This window comes from Micromonospora sp. CA-269861, assembly GCF_050948505.1.
In the GTDB taxonomy this organism is placed as follows: Bacteria; Actinomycetota; Actinomycetes; order Mycobacteriales; family Micromonosporaceae; genus Micromonospora.
In genome coordinates, this window is sequence record NZ_CP192014.1 from 6,302,553 (window position 1) to 6,317,946 (window position 15,394).

Below are 15,394 nucleotides of genomic sequence, written 5' to 3' on the forward strand. Positions count from 1 at the left end.
AGTGGTCACGCGTGTATGCAAAGTGAGCTTTTGCAAACATTGCGTTACCCCAGCATGTGGGATGGCCGTCCCGAAAATGCTGCCGGGGTCCGCGCTTGACCACAGCGCCGGCCATTGGCAAGGTTTTGCAGGCTTCGCGCACACCGTACGGCAGAGGAGATCCCGTCCTCCACTGAGGACGGATTAGCGGCGGTGACCGGGCAGCGCCCGCGCCCGCACCTGGAGGACTGAGTTGAGCCCCATCCGCTCCGCGACCATCGCGGCGCTCGCATCGGCCGTAGTGGCCACCACGCTCACCGGCTGTCAGTTCGGCGAGGCGGAGCAGGACACGAGTCCGATCGTGATCGCTGCCGATCTCGAACTCTCCGGCGCCGCCGCCACGGTTGGCCGGACTTACCAGCGAGCCCTCGAACTCAAGGTCGAGCAGTTGAACTCCTCCGGAGCACTGAACGGCCGGAAGATCGATCTGAAGGTGAAGGACAACCGTTCCGACTCGGCCGAGTCACTTCGCAACATCGTCGACTTCAGCAGCGATTCGCGGGTCAGCGCCATCATCATGGGCGGCTGCAACGAATGCGCGGTCGGAGCAGTCGGGACCATCAACGAGAAGCGGATTCCCACCATTGCGCTAGCCGCTTCCGGCGCGATCGCCGCGCCGGCCGCCGAACGGCGCTACGTGTTCAAGCTGGGCCCCAACGCCCCGGACAGCGCCGCCGCGCTGACCACCGAGCTGCGCCGCAACAACATCCGCAAGGTGGGGATGCTGGTCAGCGACGACGACTACGGCCAGGAGGGCGCGACCGCACTCAAGAACGAGCTGGACAAGGCCAGGATCTCGCTCCGGCAGCAGCGGATCAAGACCACCGACACCGACGTCAACCAGCAGGTCCAGCAACTCGCTTCGGGCAAGCCCGACGCGATGGTCTTCTGGACCCCGCCGGAGCAGGCGACACTTGCCGCCACCAGCGCCCAGCAGACCACCTTCCGCGGGTCGATCTACTTCGACGCCGCAGCCGCCGGGGACCTCTTCCTCGGCGCGGCGGCCAAGGCGACCGAGAAGGCCACGCTGATCTTCACGCAGACCATGGTGATCGACGACGTGATCGCGACCACGCCGGCCAAGGCGGCCCGGCGGCAGTGGTTCCAGGACTACACGGCACGCTTCGGTGGCTACAACGGGTCCTCGTCGTTCGCCGCGGACGCCGTCCAGCTGATCGCCGACGCCGAACTGCGCGCCGGTGGTGAGATCGGCAAGGTGGACCGCAACGGCATCCGGGACGTGCTGGAGACGTCCCAGATGGACGGCCTGTCCGGCCCGATCCGCATGACGCCGGACAACCACAGCGGCCTGATGCCGCAGGCGCTCACCACGCTTGTCGCCCGCAATGGTCGCTGGCGGTTGGCGGGGTAGACGCTCGGGCCTCTGGTTCTTTCCGGCGCTTCGTCGGGTGCCGGGTGGGGGGTGTGGCCGACCGTGCCCGGCTCCGGGCGGTCAGGCTTGATCCCTCCGCCGGGCACGGTCGGCCACACCCTTTCTCGCCTGCGGCTTCGACGGAACGGGCCGGCCTCCTCATTGGGGGGGCCGGCCCGCTCGCGTTCGGGATTGAATTCTTCTGTTTGGTCAGCGGCTGCTTGTGGTTTCTCGGACCCAGGGCAGGGCGAACCGCTCGATCAGCAGGAGCGCCGAGTAGAGCAGGATGCTCACCAGCGCCACCAGCATGATCGCCGCCCAGGCGGTGGCGGCGTCGCCGATGCCGGCGTACTGCGTGATGACGTAGCCGAGACCGCTCTCGCCGGCCTGGAACTCACCGATCACCGCGCCGATCGCGGCCAGTGGCATGGCGACCTTGAGCCCGACGAAGATCTGCGGCAGCGCGGCCGGGAAGCGCACCTTGCGGAACGCCTGCCAGCGGGAGGCGTTCCAGGAACGCACCAGTTCGGCCAGATCGGCCGGCGTGGTGGTCAGCCCGGTCGCGGTGGACAGCACGATCGGGAAGAAGCAGAGCAGGAACACCATGGTCAGGATCGGCTTCTGGCCCCAGCCGAGCGCCACCACCAGCAGCGGGCCGAGCGTGATCTTCGGCACCGCGTTCACAGCGACCAGCAGCGGCGTGAACATCCGCTCCACCGTCCGGGAGCTGGCCAGGGAGAGCCCGATCAGCACACCGGCGGCCACCGAGAGGGCGAAGCCGGTCAGGATCTCCAGCGTGGTGTCCCAGGTGTGCTCCAGCATCTGGGCCGGCTTCTCGGCGAACGCGCTGAACACGTCGCCGGGCGGCGGCAGGGCGACAGGGTGGACCAGTTCCAGTCGGGCGATCAGCCACCACGCCGCCAGCGCGACCAGGATGCCGACCGCGGGTAGCGCCGCCTCGGTCCCGGCCCGGAGGCCGGCACCTCGACCCGTGCGCCCCGCCTCGGGGCCAGCACTCGGGGGCGGGGGTTCCGCCACCGCCGGGTCCGCTGACCGGACGTCGGTCATCTCTGTCCTCCTCGAAATCCCACGGCCCGCCGGGGGCCGACGAGCGACGGGGGTACGCCCCACCGGAATCGGCGGGACGTACCCCCTGATGACGACCGGACGATCAGGCCTTCGGCGCGAGGCTGAAGTCGATGATCTGCTCGGGGGTGATGTTCTGCTTCAGCGCGCCGGCGCCCTGCAGGATGGCGATGCTCTTGGCGACCCGACCGCTGTCCAGGGTGCCGATCGCGGTGCCGGTGTTGCCGGAACGGACGTACGCGGCCATCAGCTCCAGCTCGGCGGCGGCGGAGACCGGGTTGGTGGCGTCGACGTTCTTCTTCAGGATGTCGGCGGCCTCCTTGGAGTTCGCCAGGCTGTACTCGAGGCCCTTGAGCAGCGCCGCGGTGAACCGCTTCACCATCTCGGGCTTCTCCTTGGCGATCTTCGAGGAGGTGATCAGCACGTTGCCGTAGAGGTCCTGCATCACGTTGCTGTACGGCAGCATGACGGCCTTCTTCCTGGCCACCGCCTCGATCGTCGGCTGACCGACGACGAACTGACCGATGCCGTCCACCGACCCGGAGGCCAGCGTGCCGATCAGGTTCTGCGCCTCACCGTTGACCCAGGTCACCTTGCTGGCGTCCACCCCGGCGAGCCGGGCGTACGTCGGGAAGAGGTTGCGGACCACGGACCCGGGGGTGTCCGCGAGCTTCTTGCCCTCGAGGTCCTTCGGCGAGCTGATGTTCTTGCCCTCGACGGTGGCGATGCCCGCCATCGTGCGCTGCTGGATCGCGGCCACCGCGGTGAAGTCCTTCGCCTGGCCGTTGCCGAGCTGGAGCAGGCCGCCGGTGAGGTCGATCGGGCCGAAGTCGGCCTGGCCGCCGACGACGGTCTGGATCACACCGCCGGTGCCCTGACCGGCCTTGATCTCGACGTCGAAGCCGGCTTCCTTGAAGAAGCCCTTGTCCTTCGCCACCCAGGCGTAGGAGTCACGGCCGAAGTTGCCGAACGAGGTGAGGTAGGTCACCTTCTCCAGCGTCTTGCCGTCGCCACCCTTGGCATCGTCGGCCGAATCCGACCCGCTGCTGCAGGCGGAGACAAGGGCGAGGGCGGTGGCCAGCGCGGCCGTAGCGACCGTACGGGTCAGCCTTCTCATCTGTGCACCATGTCCTTTCCGACCGGGGCCGGCAGGCCACCGGAGGGGGTTGTTATGACGGGCCGGCGGGAGGGGTCGAAGCCGGGCTCCGCCGTCGTGGGGGGACTCTTCGCGGGCACAGCGTACGAGAAACCCACAGTTGCGACGCCAGGCGTATCGGGTTGCGGAACGGAAACAACCTGACGACCACCCCACGCGGTGCCATACCTCGACAGGGCGGCTAGCCTTTGTCGGATTCCTGACCGTCGACTCAGCGGAGGTGCGCCGGAGATGATCCGACTGTCCGGGGTGTCCCGTACCTTCGAGGGCCGATCCGGCCGGGTGGAGGCGCTGCGCGGCATCGACCTCGACGTCGCCGAGGGCGAGTTCGTGGCGGTGCTCGGCCGCTCCGGTTGCGGCAAGTCCACACTGCTGCGGCTGATCGCCGGGCTGCTCCCGCTGACCGCCGGTGAGATCACCGTCGGCGGTACGCCGATCACCCGCCCCCGCCAGGACATCGCCATGCTGTTCCAGAAGCCGGCGCTGCTGCCCTGGCGCACCGTGCTGGACAACGTCCTGCTGCCCGTGGAGGTCTTCGGCTGGGGCCGCGCCAAGCACCGGGAGCGGGCCCGGCAACTGCTCGACGTGGCCGGGTTGGCCGGCTTCGAGAAGCGGCTGCCGCACGAGCTCTCCGGCGGCATGCAGCAGCGGGTGTCGCTGTGCCGGTCGCTGATCGGCGAGCCCCGGGTGATGCTGATGGACGAGCCGTTCTCCGCGCTGGACGCGCTCACCCGCGAGGAACTCTCCGGCGAACTCCAGCGGGTGCACATGGAGAACAAGCCGACGATCGTCTTCGTCACCCACTCGATCGACGAGGCGGTGCTGCTCGCCGACCGGGTGGTCGTGCTGAGCCCCCGCCCCGGCCGGATCCGCAAGGTCGTCGACGTGGCCATTCCCCGGCCCCGCACCCTGGGCCGCAACGCGCACCTGGCCGACGTCGCCCAGGTCAGCGCCGACCTGCACGAACTGCTGATGGAACGCGAGCAGCCGGCCACCGCCGGCGCGGAAGGACACTGACCATGCGGGTGTCGGTCTTCACCGAGCCGAACCGTGGTGCCAGCTACGACACCCAGCTCCGGTTCGCCCGGCTGGTCGAGGCCTGCGGCTACGAGGGCTTCCTCCGCGCCGACCACTACCAGTCGATGGGCGCCGACCCGGGCCTGCCCGGCCCGACGGACGCCTGGCTGACCCTCGCCGCGCTGGCCCGGGAGACCGAGCGGATCAGGCTCGGCACCCTGGTGACGTCGGCCACGTTCCGCCTGCCCGGCCCCCTCGCGGTGATGGTCGCGCAGGTCGACCAGATGAGCGGTGGACGGGTTGACCTCGGCATCGGCGCCGGCTGGTACGAGCGCGAGCACACCTCGTACGGCATCCCGTTCCCGGCGGTTGGCGAGCGCTTCGACCGGCTGGCCGAGCAGCTTGACGTGATCACCGGGTTGTGGGGAACCCCAGTCGGCGAGACCTACAGCTTCACCGGCGACCACTACCGGCTGGTGGACGCTCCCGCCCTGCCCAAGCCGGTGCAGGTGCCCGGGCCGCCGATCATCGTGGGCGGGCGCGGCCCCAAGCGCACACCCGAGCTGGCCGCCCGGTACGCCGACGAGTTCAACATGCCGTTCAAGTCGGTGGCCGCCACCGCCGAGGCGTACGACAGGGTGCGCGAGGCGTGTGAGCGCACCGGACGGACGGAGTCCGGGCGCGACCCGTTGGTGCTCTCTGCCGGGATCGTCGTCGCCATCGGCCGGACCGACGCGGAGGCCCAGCGTCGGGCCGCGCCCCTGCACGAAAAGAGCGCGCTGCCACCGGAGGACCCGGTGGTCGGCTCCCCCGCGCAGCTCGCCCAACGGATCGGTGAGTTCGCCGCGATCGGCGCCACGCGGGTCCACCTACGCCTGATCGACTTCGATGATCTCGACCACCTTGAGCTGATCGCCGCCGAGGTGCTGCCCCAACTGGACGGAGCACGATGACCGACGTGATCGACGGAACCGAACTCGGACCGGTGGGTCAGGAGATCGTGTACGAGAACGACCGGGTCCGGGTCTGGCACATCCGCCTCGAACCGGGCGAGCGGCAACCGCTGCACCGGCACGACCACCCCTACCTGGTGGTGGCGATCGAGGGTGCCAAGAACGTCGTACAGACCGTCGACGGGACCCGGATCGACGCCGACGAGCCCACCGGTGGGGTGGTCTACCGGGACCCGGGCGCTGTGCACATGTTGACCAATGTCGGGGATACGACTTACCTGGCCCGGCTGGTCGAACTCAAGTAGACCCGCCGATGGCCACCGGCGTGCCGCGCGGCGCGCCGGTGGCGATCGGGTGTACCAGGTGCGTAACGTGCCGGACATGGCCTTTCGGACCTGGGGCAGACTGCTGCTCACGGCGCTCGGGGTGAGCGTGCTGGCCGGAGCCGGCCAGCTCGGCGTCGCGTACGGTTTCGGCATCGTCCGCCTGACCGGCGCATTCACCGGTACGACCGTCAACCAGTGGCCGGCCCAGCTCGTCTGGGTGGGCTGGTTCGCCGCGAACGCCGCCGTCGCCGGCGCCGTCCTGACCGGACGCCTCGCCCGCCGCGACGCCCCGGCGGCCAGCACCGGCCGGCAGTTGGCGGTCGGTGGCGCGGCAGCGCTCGGCGCCACCGTCATCGCCCCGCTCTGCATGCAGCCCGCCCGCGCCGCGGAGCTGATCTCCGTTGACCCGGTCTGGGCGGTGGGCATCTGCGCCGTGGTCGGTGCGGTGATCGGCGCCGGCGCGGCGATCGCCGTCCTGTTCCGCCCCGAGCTGGGCTGGAACATGGCTGCCGTGGCCGGCGCGGTCTGGCTGCTGGCGCTGATCTCCGTCCTACCGTCGCTCGGCACGGCCGGCCCGCTGCCGACCGTCCGGCTCGGCGTACTGGAGCCGAGCTGGCTCGACGCCGCCGCCGCACAGCGCCTGGCGCTGCTCCTGCTGCCCACCATCGCGCTGCTCGCCGGCGCGGCGACCGCCGGGCTGGCTCGCTGGCGGGGCCAGGCCCCACTTGTCAGCGGGGCCACCGGGGTGGCCGGCCCGGTGCTTGTGGCGTTCGCCTACCTGACCGCCGGCCCGGGCGACGCAGTGGACCGCTACCAGGCCACCCCCTACTACGGCTCGTTGATCGCGATTCTCGCCGGAGCACTCGGCGCGGCCGCCGCCGCACTGCTGCGCTGGCCGACGGGCACCCGTACCGCCGATCCGCAGGCGATCGAGCCGTCCGCCATCCTGCGCCCCCTGCCCGCCGGCCCGGCGCTGCCCGGCACCGCGTCGGCGGACGACCGGGACGCCGCCGAGCGCACCGACACGGAGACGACAAACGCCGAGCTGGCCACCGCACAACCTGGCGGCGTCGTTGCGGGTCCGTGGGCAGCGGGCGACCCCGATGGCGTACGCACCGTCCCGGCCCACTGGGACTGGCCGACGACCACCGCGAGCGGCCAGCACGTCCCGACTCCCGCCGCTCCTTCGTCTTCCGCCGCTCCTTCGTCTCCCGCCGCTCCTCGGTCTCCCGTCGGCCCGACTCCCGCCGGTCCGCCTCAGCCCGCAGCCTGGCTGACCGCGCCGACAGGTGAGTTCACCGCCGCAGGGCAGACGCCCCCGGCGACCCGGGATGACGTCCCCGCCAGGACCGAGCCCTCGGCCAGCACCGACGCCACCCCGACCAGCACCACGGCCGGACGCGCCGACACCACGACCCCGGCGGGTGGCCGCGCGGTCGACGAGCCGACCGGCAGCACGGCGACGGGCACGAGCGGCGGTCCGACCGGTGGACGCACCACCCGCAAGGCCGCCGCCGTCCCGACCAGCACGGACGGACCCGGTGCCGTCCCGACCAGCACGGACGCACCCGGTGCCGGCACCACCAGCACTGACGCACCCGGTGCCGGCACCACCAGCACTGACGCGCCGACCACGCCGATCAGCTCGGACGCTTCCGTCCCCGCCACCGGGGGCACGGCCCGGACCAGCGCGGCCGCGACCGGCACTGAGGCGACCAGCTCGGGCACGGCCGACCACGGCACGCACGAGACGCCGCCGGCGATCAAGCCACGACGGACCCGTAAGTCGAAGACCACTCCGGACGCCCCCACCTCCGACGCGGCTGACGACACGTCCCCTGCCGATTCGACGACCACCGGCGCGACGACCACCGACGGAACGGTCACCAGCGCGACGACCACCGACGGAACGGTCACCAGCGCGACGACCGCCGACGCGACGGCCACCAGCGGGACGGTCACCGGCCGTGCCACGAAGGGTGCCCGGCCGGGCAGGTCCGCCGACAGCACCGGCTCCGACGCCGCCACTCCGGTACCCGGCCAGGAGACCCCGGGTGAGCGGTCAAGCTCGACCTCCGAGGTCGCCTCGGCCATGTCCTCCGGCACGGCAGCAGCCCGGGCCACCGCTACCGGCGCGAAGCGAGCACCTGCCAGCCCCGCCACCGGCGCGAAGCGAGCGCCGGCCACCTCGACGACCGCCGGCACCGGCGCGGCGCAGGTGCCGGCCAGCCCGGAGTCCCCGACCACGGCGACCGACGGAACGCACACATCGACCACCGCGACCGGCGACGCCGGTGCGGAAGCCGCGCCATCTCCGCGCGTTCCGAAGACCGGCACGGGCAGCAAGGCAGCACCGGCCGACGCGACAACCGATTCCGCAGTCGCCGCGGCCGGTGGCACCGGCAGCGCACGGCCCGCCGAGGACGTCCCCACGGCCGGCTTGTTCGGGGCCGCCGCCAGCGACCCGGACGCCGACCTGTGGACGCCCGCGCCGTCGGCCTGGCCGGTCACCTCGACGTGGACGGTGCCACCGCAGACCTCCGCGCCGGAGACAACGGGGGCAACGTCATCGGAGGGATCGAGCGGGTCGGACGAGCCGACCGGGCCGACGCCCAGGCCCCGGCATCGGGCACCGTTGCCGGACCTGAGCCGGGCCGGCACCTGGAACGCGTTCGACACCTCGCGACGTGCCAGGTCGACGGGATCGCAGGACAGCTCGACGGCACGGACAGCGCCGACCGAAGCCAGCGAGACGACCGCTCCGGCCGAACACCCCGGCCCGACGGGGTTCCCGGGCACGCTCGGCGCGCCCTCCGACGCGGCTGGCACCAGCGCCGCCGCAGACAGCGGCGATGTGGCACCCACCGACGCCACGTCGGCAGCTCCGAAGGTGGCAGAGCAGCCCTCCCGGCGAGGGCGGCTCGGCGGGCTGTTCCGCCGCAACCGGTCCCGCGCCGACGAGGAGAACCCGAGGACGCCGGACGCGGCCGAGCCGCTGGCGACCCAGGACGAGGAATTCGTCGACTGGGTCGCCGGTCTGAGCAAGCCGGTGTCGGACAACGAGCCCGAGCAGGAGAACAGCCGCCGGTCGTTGCGCTCCACCGGCCGACACCACCGCGACTGAACCGCCGCGACTCACCGCGCCGCGCAGGCGTACCGACCGGCCGCCACCTGATCCACTCGGGTTGCCCCCCGGGACGCCGCGAGGACGGCCCGGCCGTGCCCCGGGGGGAACCGGGTGGGTCAGGCGAGCGGGAGGTAGACCCGGCTGCCGCCAGAGACGAACTCCTCCGACTTGTCCTTCATGCCGCGTGCCGCGTACTCCTTGAGCTCCTGGGTGATCTTCATGGAGCAGAACTTCGGGCCACACATCGAGCAGAAGTGTGCGGTCTTCGCCGGCTCGGCGGGCAGGGTCGCGTCGTGGTACGAGCGTGCCGTCTCCGGGTCCAGTGAGAGGTTGAACTGATCCTCCCAGCGGAACTCGAACCGCGCCTTCGACAGGGCGTCGTCCCAGGCCTGCGCGCCGGGGTGCCCCTTGGCCAGGTCCGCCGCGTGTGCCGCGATCTTGTACGCGATCACGCCCGCCTTCACGTCGTCCCGGTCCGGCAGGCCGAGGTGTTCCTTCGGCGTGACGTAGCAGAGCATCGCGGTGCCGAACATGCCGATCATCGCGGCGCCGATCGCCGAGGTGATGTGGTCGTACGCCGGGGCGATGTCGGTGGTCAGCGGACCGAGCGTGTAGAAGGGCGCCTCGTGGCACCACTCCTGCTGAAGGTCCACGTTCTCCTTGATCTTGTGCATCGGCACGTGACCGGGGCCCTCGATCATCACCTGGACGTCGTACGCCCAGGCGACCTTCGTCAGCTCGCCAAGGGTGCGCAGCTCGGCGAACTGCGCCTCGTCATTGGCGTCGGCGATGGAGCCGGGACGCAGCCCGTCACCGAGGGAGAACGTCACGTCGTACCTGGCGAGGAGCGCGCACAGCTCCTCGAAGTTGGTGTAGAGGAAGTTCTCCTCGTGATGCGCCAGGCACCACGCAGCCATGATGGAACCGCCCCGGGACACGATCCCGGTGACCCGGTCCACGGCCAGCGGCACGTACGGCAGGAGCACTCCGGCGTGCACAGTCATGTAGTCCACGCCCTGCTCGGCCTGCTCGATCACGGTCTCCCGGAACACCTCCCAGCTCAACTTCACCGGGTCGCCGCCGACCTTCTCGAGTGCCTGGTAGATCGGCACCGTCCCGATCGGCACCGGCGAGTTCCGCACGATCGCCTCGCGGGTCTCGTGGATCCGCTTGCCGGTGGACAGGTCCATCACGGTGTCCGCGCCCCAGCGGGTGGCCCAGGTGAGCTTCTCCACCTCCTCGGCGACCGACGAGCTGACCGCCGAGGTGCCGATGTTGGCGTTCACCTTGACCAGGAACGCCTTGCCGATGATCGCCGGTTCGCACTCCGGGTGGTTGACGTTGAGCGGCAGCACCGCCCGGCCGGCGGCGATCTCGGCCCGCACGAGTTCCGGGTCGACGTTCTCCCGGATCGCCACGAACTCCATCTCCGGCGTCACCACGCCGGCCCGCGCATACGCGAGCTGGGTGGGCCGGCGACCGTCCACCCCGGCGAGTGGCGTGCCCGCACCTCGCACCGGCGCCACGTCACCCCGCTCGGCGATCCACGGCCCGCGCAGCGGCGGCAGCCCCACCTCCGGGTCGGAACCGGGACCTGACGTGTCGTAGAGCCGCACCGGCGGAAGATCTCCGGTCAGTCCCACCTCCGCGAACGGCACCCGGACATCCGGCCGCGAACCCTCGACGTACACCTTGCCTCGTGCGTGCATGACAGCCTCCCTGGTGATCAAGCGGACCAGCCGAAGTGGTTCAGCGGCCCGCGCCCCGCGCCCAGCTCCCAGCTCCGCGCGCCGGTCAGCGCACGGAGCACGTACTCCTTGGCGGCCCCCACGGCGGCCGGCACCGGATCGCCCAGACCGAGCCGCACGGCGATCGCCGCCGAGAACGAACACCCGGTGCCGTGCGTGTGCCGGGTCGTCACCCGGGGCGCGCGCAACAGGGTGGTGACGCCGCCGCCGTGCAGCACGTCGACCGCCTCGCCCCCGTCCAGGTCGCCCCCGGTGACCACCACGTACTCCGGGCCGCCGGCCGCGAGCGCCTCGGCGGCCACGACCATCGCGGCCACGTCGTCCACCGGGCGTCCGGTGATCGCCGCGGCCTCCGCGCAGTTCGGGGTCGCCACCCTGGCGTACGGCAGCAGCCGCTCCACCGCGCCCACCACGCCGAGCCGGTGACCGCTCGTGGCGACCAGCACCGGGTCCACGACGAGTTGAGGCAGCCGACCGTCCCGGGCCGCCTCGGCCACCACGTCAGCGATCGCCGGGGTGCCGAGCATCCCCGTCTTCACCGCGCAGACGGTGAAATCGGTGAGCACGCTGTCCAACTGCTCGGTGACAGTGCGCGGGGGCAGCGGCAGCACCGCGTCGACACCCCTGGTGTTCTGCGCGGTGACCGCCGTGAGGACGCTGGTGCCGTACGCGCCCAGCGCGGCGAAGACCTTGAGGTCGGCCTGGATACCTGCGCCGCCGCCGGAGTCCGAGCCGGCGATGGTGAGGATGGTGCGCGGTGTCACTTCTCCTCCTTGGTTGCGGTTTGGGGCTGCGGCCGACCGTGCCCACTTCGGGCGGTCAGGCTTGATCCCTGCGTGGGCACGGTCGGCCGCAGCCCCTGTCGTGGAGACCTGGTGCCTCCGCGCCGGGTTTGGGTCAGCTCAGGGGTGACCGCCTCTTGGAAAGCGCTGGTCAGGGTGGCTGCTGTTTCGGTGGGGTCTTTTGCTCGCATGAGTGCGCCCAGCACCGCCACGCCGACGGCTCCCGCCTGGACGCAGGCGGTTACCTGTTGTGGGGTTTCCACTCCGCCCAGGGCCAGCAGCGGCACCGGGCTGGCCTCGACCAGCGTTCGCAGGCCATTCGGTCCCAGGGGTGGGCCGTAACCCGGCTTCGTCTTCGTGAGATAGACCGGGGAGACCGTGGCGTACTGCTCGGTGGTCAGGCGGTTCAGCTCGGGTTGGTGGTGGCAGGAGCGGCCGACCAGGCCGTGGGCCGGCGGCGGGTACGGGCCGGCGGCGGGCAGGTGCACGGCGTCGCCGCCGAGCGGGTCCGGGCCGGCAACGATGAGGGTTCCGCCGACGTCGGCGAGGATCGCGCGCAGGTCGGCCGCGAGGGCGGCGCGTTCGGCGCGGGGCAGGTCCTTCTCCCGCAGCACCACCCAGCGCACTCCCCCGGCCACGGCTCCCGCCACGACCCGGTCGAGCGCGGCCCGCGCGACGAGCCGATCGGTCAACACGACAACTCCGGACGGCGGGGTCACAGGTCGGGTCTTCCCTCGTCGGGGGTGGAGGCGAGCGCGTGGAAGCGGCGCTCGATCCGGCCGGCGCCGGCCGCCAGACGCCCGGCCTCGACCGCGTACCGCATCGCGGTGGCCATCGCCACCGGGTCGGCGGCCCGGGTGACGGCGCTCGCCAGCAGCACCCCGTCGCAGCCCAGCTCCATCGCCAGGGCCGCGTCGGACGCGGTGCCGATGCCGGCGTCGAGGATCACCGGCACGTCCACACCCTGTCGGATGAGTCGGATGTGGTGCGGGTTGCCGATGCCGAGCCCCGAACCGATCGGGGAGCCGGCCGGCATCACCGCGGCGCAGCCCACGTCGGCGAGACGGCGGGCGAGCACCGGGTCGTCGCTGGTGTACGGCAGCACTGTGAAGCCGTCGGCGACCAACTCCTCGGCGGCGCGGAGCAGTTCCACCCCGTCGGGCAGGAGCGTCCGTTCGTCGCCGATCACCTCCAGCTTGATCCAGTCGGTGTCGAACGCGTCCCGGGCCAGCCGGGCCACCTTCACCGCCTCGGTCGCGGTGTGGCAGCCGGCGGTGTTCGGCAGCAGGCGTACGCCGCACCGGTCCAGCAGGTCCAGCAGCCCACCGGTGGAGCCCGGCGCGGTGCCCACCCGGCGCAGCGCCAGGGTGACCAGCTCGGTTCCGGACGCCCGGATCGCCTGCTCCAACACGTGCAGGTTCGCGGCGCCGCCGGTGCCGAGGATCAGCCGTGAGGTGAAGGTCTCCCCACCCAGCTCGAACGGCATGCCGCTCACCCGCCCTGCGCCGCGGTGAGGACCTCGACCCGGTCACCGTCGCGCAGCGTCCGCGCCGACCAGCCGGTCCGGGGCACCACCTCGCCGTTGACCGCGACCGCCACCCCACGCGGGTGCGCCACGATGTCGCGGACCAGGTCCGCCACTGACGCGCCGGCCGCGACGTCGCGTCCGGCCCCGTTCACCGTCAACTCCACGGGTCCCCCTCCATCGTCGGTTCAGGTCCGCCCACCGCGGCAGCGCCGAAACGGTCGGCGCGAAAGGGCGCAAGCAGCGGGTCGGGTACGCCGCCGAGCACCAGATCGGCGATCAGGTCGGCGGTGATCGGGGTGAGCACGATGCCGTGCCGGTGATGCCCGGTGGCGGCCAGGACGCCCGGCCGGTCGGGCAGCGGCCCGAGGATCGGCGCGTTGTCCGGGGTGCCCGGGCGCAGCCCGGCGACCGCCTCGACCAGGTCGTACTCGGCCAGTTCGGGCAGCAGGTCGACCCCGGCGCGCAGCAGCCGCTGCACCGCGCCGGCGGTGACAGTGGTGTCCGAGCGCTCCTCGACAGTCGCGCCGAGCACTACCTCGCCGTCGGCGCGGGGCACCAGGTAGACGTGCTCGCCGTCGGCGTACCCCCGGATCACGTGCCGGAAGCCCGGCGCGACGCCGTCGGGCGCGCGCAGCCGGAGGATCTGGCCCTTCACCGGCCGCACGGGCAGGCCGGTGAGCGCGGCGGCCCCGCAGCCGGCGGCGACCACCGTGACCCCGGCATCCACATCGGACAAATGTCGGACCGGCTGTGGCACGAGCACCGCGCCGGCCCGCTGCGCAGCCGCGCGCAGCGCCGGCACCAGCAGCCGGGGGTCGACCTGGTGGTCGGTGGGCGCGAGCGCGCCGCCGCGCACCCGTGGGGCGAGCGCCGGTTCGCGGTCGCGCAGCTCGCTGGGGCGCAGCGGCGTCACGGGCAGGCCCAAACCCTGCTGGTACGCCCACAGCCGCCGCGCCTCGGCCAGGTCGTCGCCGGTGAGCCCGACCATCAGGGTGCCCTCGGTCCGGTAGCCGATCCCGACTCCGGCGGCCTCGGTCAGCTCGGCGGCGAACGCCGGCCAGCGGGAGGCGGATGCCAGCAGCAACCCGGTCAGCTCCCGCTCACCGAAGTACGCCTCGGCGACCGGGGAGAGCATGCCGGCGGCCACCGCCGACGCCCCCGAGCCGGGTGCCGGATCGTGCACCGCCACCCGCAACCCTCGCCCGGCGCATCGCCAGGCGATCGCCAACCCGATCGGCCCCGCCCCCACCACTGCCACGTCCGGCCGGACCCGGTCGCTCGACGGCGCTGACGGGTACCGGCCGGTCAGCACGTCAGGGCCTCGATCAGCTCGGCGGTCGCCCGTGCCGGGTCGGCGGCTGTGGAGACGGCACCGACAACCGCCACCCCGTACGCCCCGGCGGCCCTCAGCTCCGGCACCCGCGCGGCTGTCACTCCGCCGATGGCGATGACCGGGACGTCGACGGCGTCGACGACGGCGCGTACCCCGGCGGGCCCGATGGGGTCCGGCAGGCCGGTCTTGGTGCTGGTGGTGTGGCACGGCCCGACGCCGAGGTAACTGGCTCCCGCCGCGACGGCCTCGCCCGCCGTGCCCGGCGCGCGGGCGGTGGCCCCCAGCACGCCGGTGGGGCCGAGCACCCGGCGGGCGGCGGCGACCGGCAGGTCGTCGGCACCGACGTGCCCACCGGCGGCTCCCACCGCCAGCGCCACGTGCAACCTGTCGTTGACCAGGCAGGTTGCCCCGTACGGCGTGCAGAGCGCCAGCACCCGCCGGGTCAGGTCGTACGCCTCGCGGTCGGTGGCGGAATCCTCGACCCGGACCTGCACCACCAGGTCGGCGTGGGCCACGGTGAGGGCGGCGCGAACCACGGCGAGTGGGTCGCGACCGGGTCGGGTGTCGGTGATGAGATGCAATCGCCCCAGGGACGGCACGGCAACGCTCCTCCCTGCGCCGGCATTACCCGGATCAGGTTCGACGGTCGGGGGCTGTCAGCCCCCCTCTCAGCCCGGTACACCGGGCTCCCGTGGGTTACTTGCGTGTCACCGTACGACAGATCCGCCGGGCTGCCAAGGCGAGGGGGCGGCGGCGGCCGGTGGACCGGGCCGCGTCAGAACGATCAAGATCCATGGGGCACTTCATGCGGTCCTGTTCGGAATGTCGCCCCCCGTTGCAGAACCGTTACCCGTCCGCATCTTGCCCGACATCGAGCCAGCCGAATTAATTTGTTCAGCGATTCGACAAAATGTCGGTGGGGACACC

At 72.2% G+C, this 15,394-nt stretch carries 14 protein-coding genes and 1 riboswitch; of the genes, 5 read left to right on the plus strand and 9 right to left on the minus strand.

Going from position 1 to position 15,394, the window contains the following annotated elements; genetic code table 11:
- The first annotated feature begins 232 nt into the window (after nucleotides 1–232).
- Nucleotides 233–1,411: an ABC transporter substrate-binding protein gene (locus ACQP0U_RS28890; protein ID WP_433313170.1), complete on the plus strand. Its 1,179-nt coding sequence runs from the start codon at nucleotides 233–235 to the stop codon at nucleotides 1,409–1,411.
- A gap of 210 nt (nucleotides 1,412–1,621) precedes the next feature.
- On the opposite strand, the gene ACQP0U_RS28895 is transcribed toward ACQP0U_RS28890, so the two are convergent.
- Together ACQP0U_RS28895 and ACQP0U_RS28900 are read right to left on the minus strand one after the other, a co-directional pair.
- On the minus strand, nucleotides 1,622–2,479 hold the full coding sequence (locus tag ACQP0U_RS28895) for an ABC transporter permease (protein WP_433313173.1): 858 nt from the start codon (nucleotides 2,477–2,479) through the stop codon (nucleotides 1,622–1,624).
- A 103-nt stretch (nucleotides 2,480–2,582) separates the two neighbouring features.
- Nucleotides 2,583–3,614: an ABC transporter substrate-binding protein gene (locus tag ACQP0U_RS28900; protein ID WP_433313175.1), complete on the minus strand. Its 1,032-nt coding sequence runs from the start codon at nucleotides 3,612–3,614 to the stop codon at nucleotides 2,583–2,585.
- A 270-nt stretch (nucleotides 3,615–3,884) separates the two neighbouring features.
- On the opposite strand from ACQP0U_RS28900, the gene ACQP0U_RS28905 reads away from it, so the two are divergent.
- The 4 genes from ACQP0U_RS28905 to ACQP0U_RS28920 all read left to right on the plus strand — a co-directional run bounded on the left by ACQP0U_RS28905 (nucleotide 3,885) and on the right by ACQP0U_RS28920 (nucleotide 9,073).
- Nucleotides 3,885–4,670 carry an ABC transporter ATP-binding protein gene (locus tag ACQP0U_RS28905; protein ID WP_433313178.1) on the plus strand — a complete coding sequence of 262 codons (786 nt, stop codon included), beginning with the start codon at nucleotides 3,885–3,887 and terminating at the stop codon, nucleotides 4,668–4,670.
- 2 nt (nucleotides 4,671–4,672) lie between these two features.
- Nucleotides 4,673–5,623, plus strand: a complete 951-nt coding sequence (locus ACQP0U_RS28910) for an LLM class F420-dependent oxidoreductase (protein WP_433313181.1) — start codon at nucleotides 4,673–4,675, stop codon at nucleotides 5,621–5,623.
- Nucleotides 5,620–5,928: a cupin gene (locus ACQP0U_RS28915; protein ID WP_030329959.1), complete on the plus strand. Its 309-nt coding sequence runs from the start codon at nucleotides 5,620–5,622 to the stop codon at nucleotides 5,926–5,928. Before ACQP0U_RS28910 ends, ACQP0U_RS28915 begins: the two co-directional genes overlap by 4 nt.
- A 76-nt stretch (nucleotides 5,929–6,004) precedes the next feature.
- Entirely contained in the window at nucleotides 6,005–9,073 is a 3,069-nt protein-coding gene (locus ACQP0U_RS28920; protein WP_433313184.1) for a hypothetical protein, read from the plus strand.
- A 119-nt stretch (nucleotides 9,074–9,192) separates the two neighbouring features.
- Here ACQP0U_RS28920 and thiC read toward each other — a convergent pair whose 3' ends face one another.
- The 7 genes from thiC to thiE form a co-directional block, all read right to left on the minus strand.
- Nucleotides 9,193–10,785: a phosphomethylpyrimidine synthase ThiC gene (thiC, locus tag ACQP0U_RS28925; protein WP_433313186.1), complete on the minus strand. Its 1,593-nt coding sequence runs from the start codon at nucleotides 10,783–10,785 to the stop codon at nucleotides 9,193–9,195.
- A 17-nt stretch (nucleotides 10,786–10,802) separates the two neighbouring features.
- Entirely contained in the window at nucleotides 10,803–11,588 is a 786-nt protein-coding gene (thiD, locus tag ACQP0U_RS28930; protein WP_433313189.1) for a bifunctional hydroxymethylpyrimidine kinase/phosphomethylpyrimidine kinase, read from the minus strand.
- Entirely contained in the window at nucleotides 11,585–12,325 is a 741-nt protein-coding gene (locus ACQP0U_RS28935) for a thiamine phosphate synthase (protein WP_433313192.1), read from the minus strand. Before ACQP0U_RS28935 ends, thiD begins: the two co-directional genes overlap by 4 nt.
- Nucleotides 12,322–13,101: a thiazole synthase gene (locus tag ACQP0U_RS28940; RefSeq protein ID WP_433313195.1), complete on the minus strand. Its 780-nt coding sequence runs from the start codon at nucleotides 13,099–13,101 to the stop codon at nucleotides 12,322–12,324. The genes ACQP0U_RS28935 and ACQP0U_RS28940 overlap by 4 nt, the downstream gene beginning before the upstream one ends.
- A complete protein-coding gene (gene thiS / locus ACQP0U_RS28945) occupies nucleotides 13,098–13,298 on the minus strand; it encodes a sulfur carrier protein ThiS (RefSeq protein ID WP_433313197.1) in 201 nt (66 codons plus the stop codon). The genes ACQP0U_RS28940 and thiS overlap by 4 nt, the downstream gene beginning before the upstream one ends.
- The gene (gene thiO, locus ACQP0U_RS28950; protein WP_433313200.1) at nucleotides 13,289–14,446 is read right to left on the minus strand and encodes a glycine oxidase ThiO; all 1,158 of its coding nucleotides are present in this window, start codon (nucleotides 14,444–14,446) and stop codon (nucleotides 13,289–13,291) included. Before thiO ends, thiS begins: the two co-directional genes overlap by 10 nt.
- Entirely contained in the window at nucleotides 14,440–15,066 is a 627-nt protein-coding gene (thiE, locus tag ACQP0U_RS28955; protein ID WP_433313202.1) for a thiamine phosphate synthase, read from the minus strand. The genes thiO and thiE overlap by 7 nt, the downstream gene beginning before the upstream one ends.
- A riboswitch (TPP riboswitch) is annotated at nucleotides 15,061–15,170 on the minus strand. It overlaps the preceding gene by 6 nt.
- Between the last annotated feature and the right edge of the window lie 224 nt (nucleotides 15,171–15,394).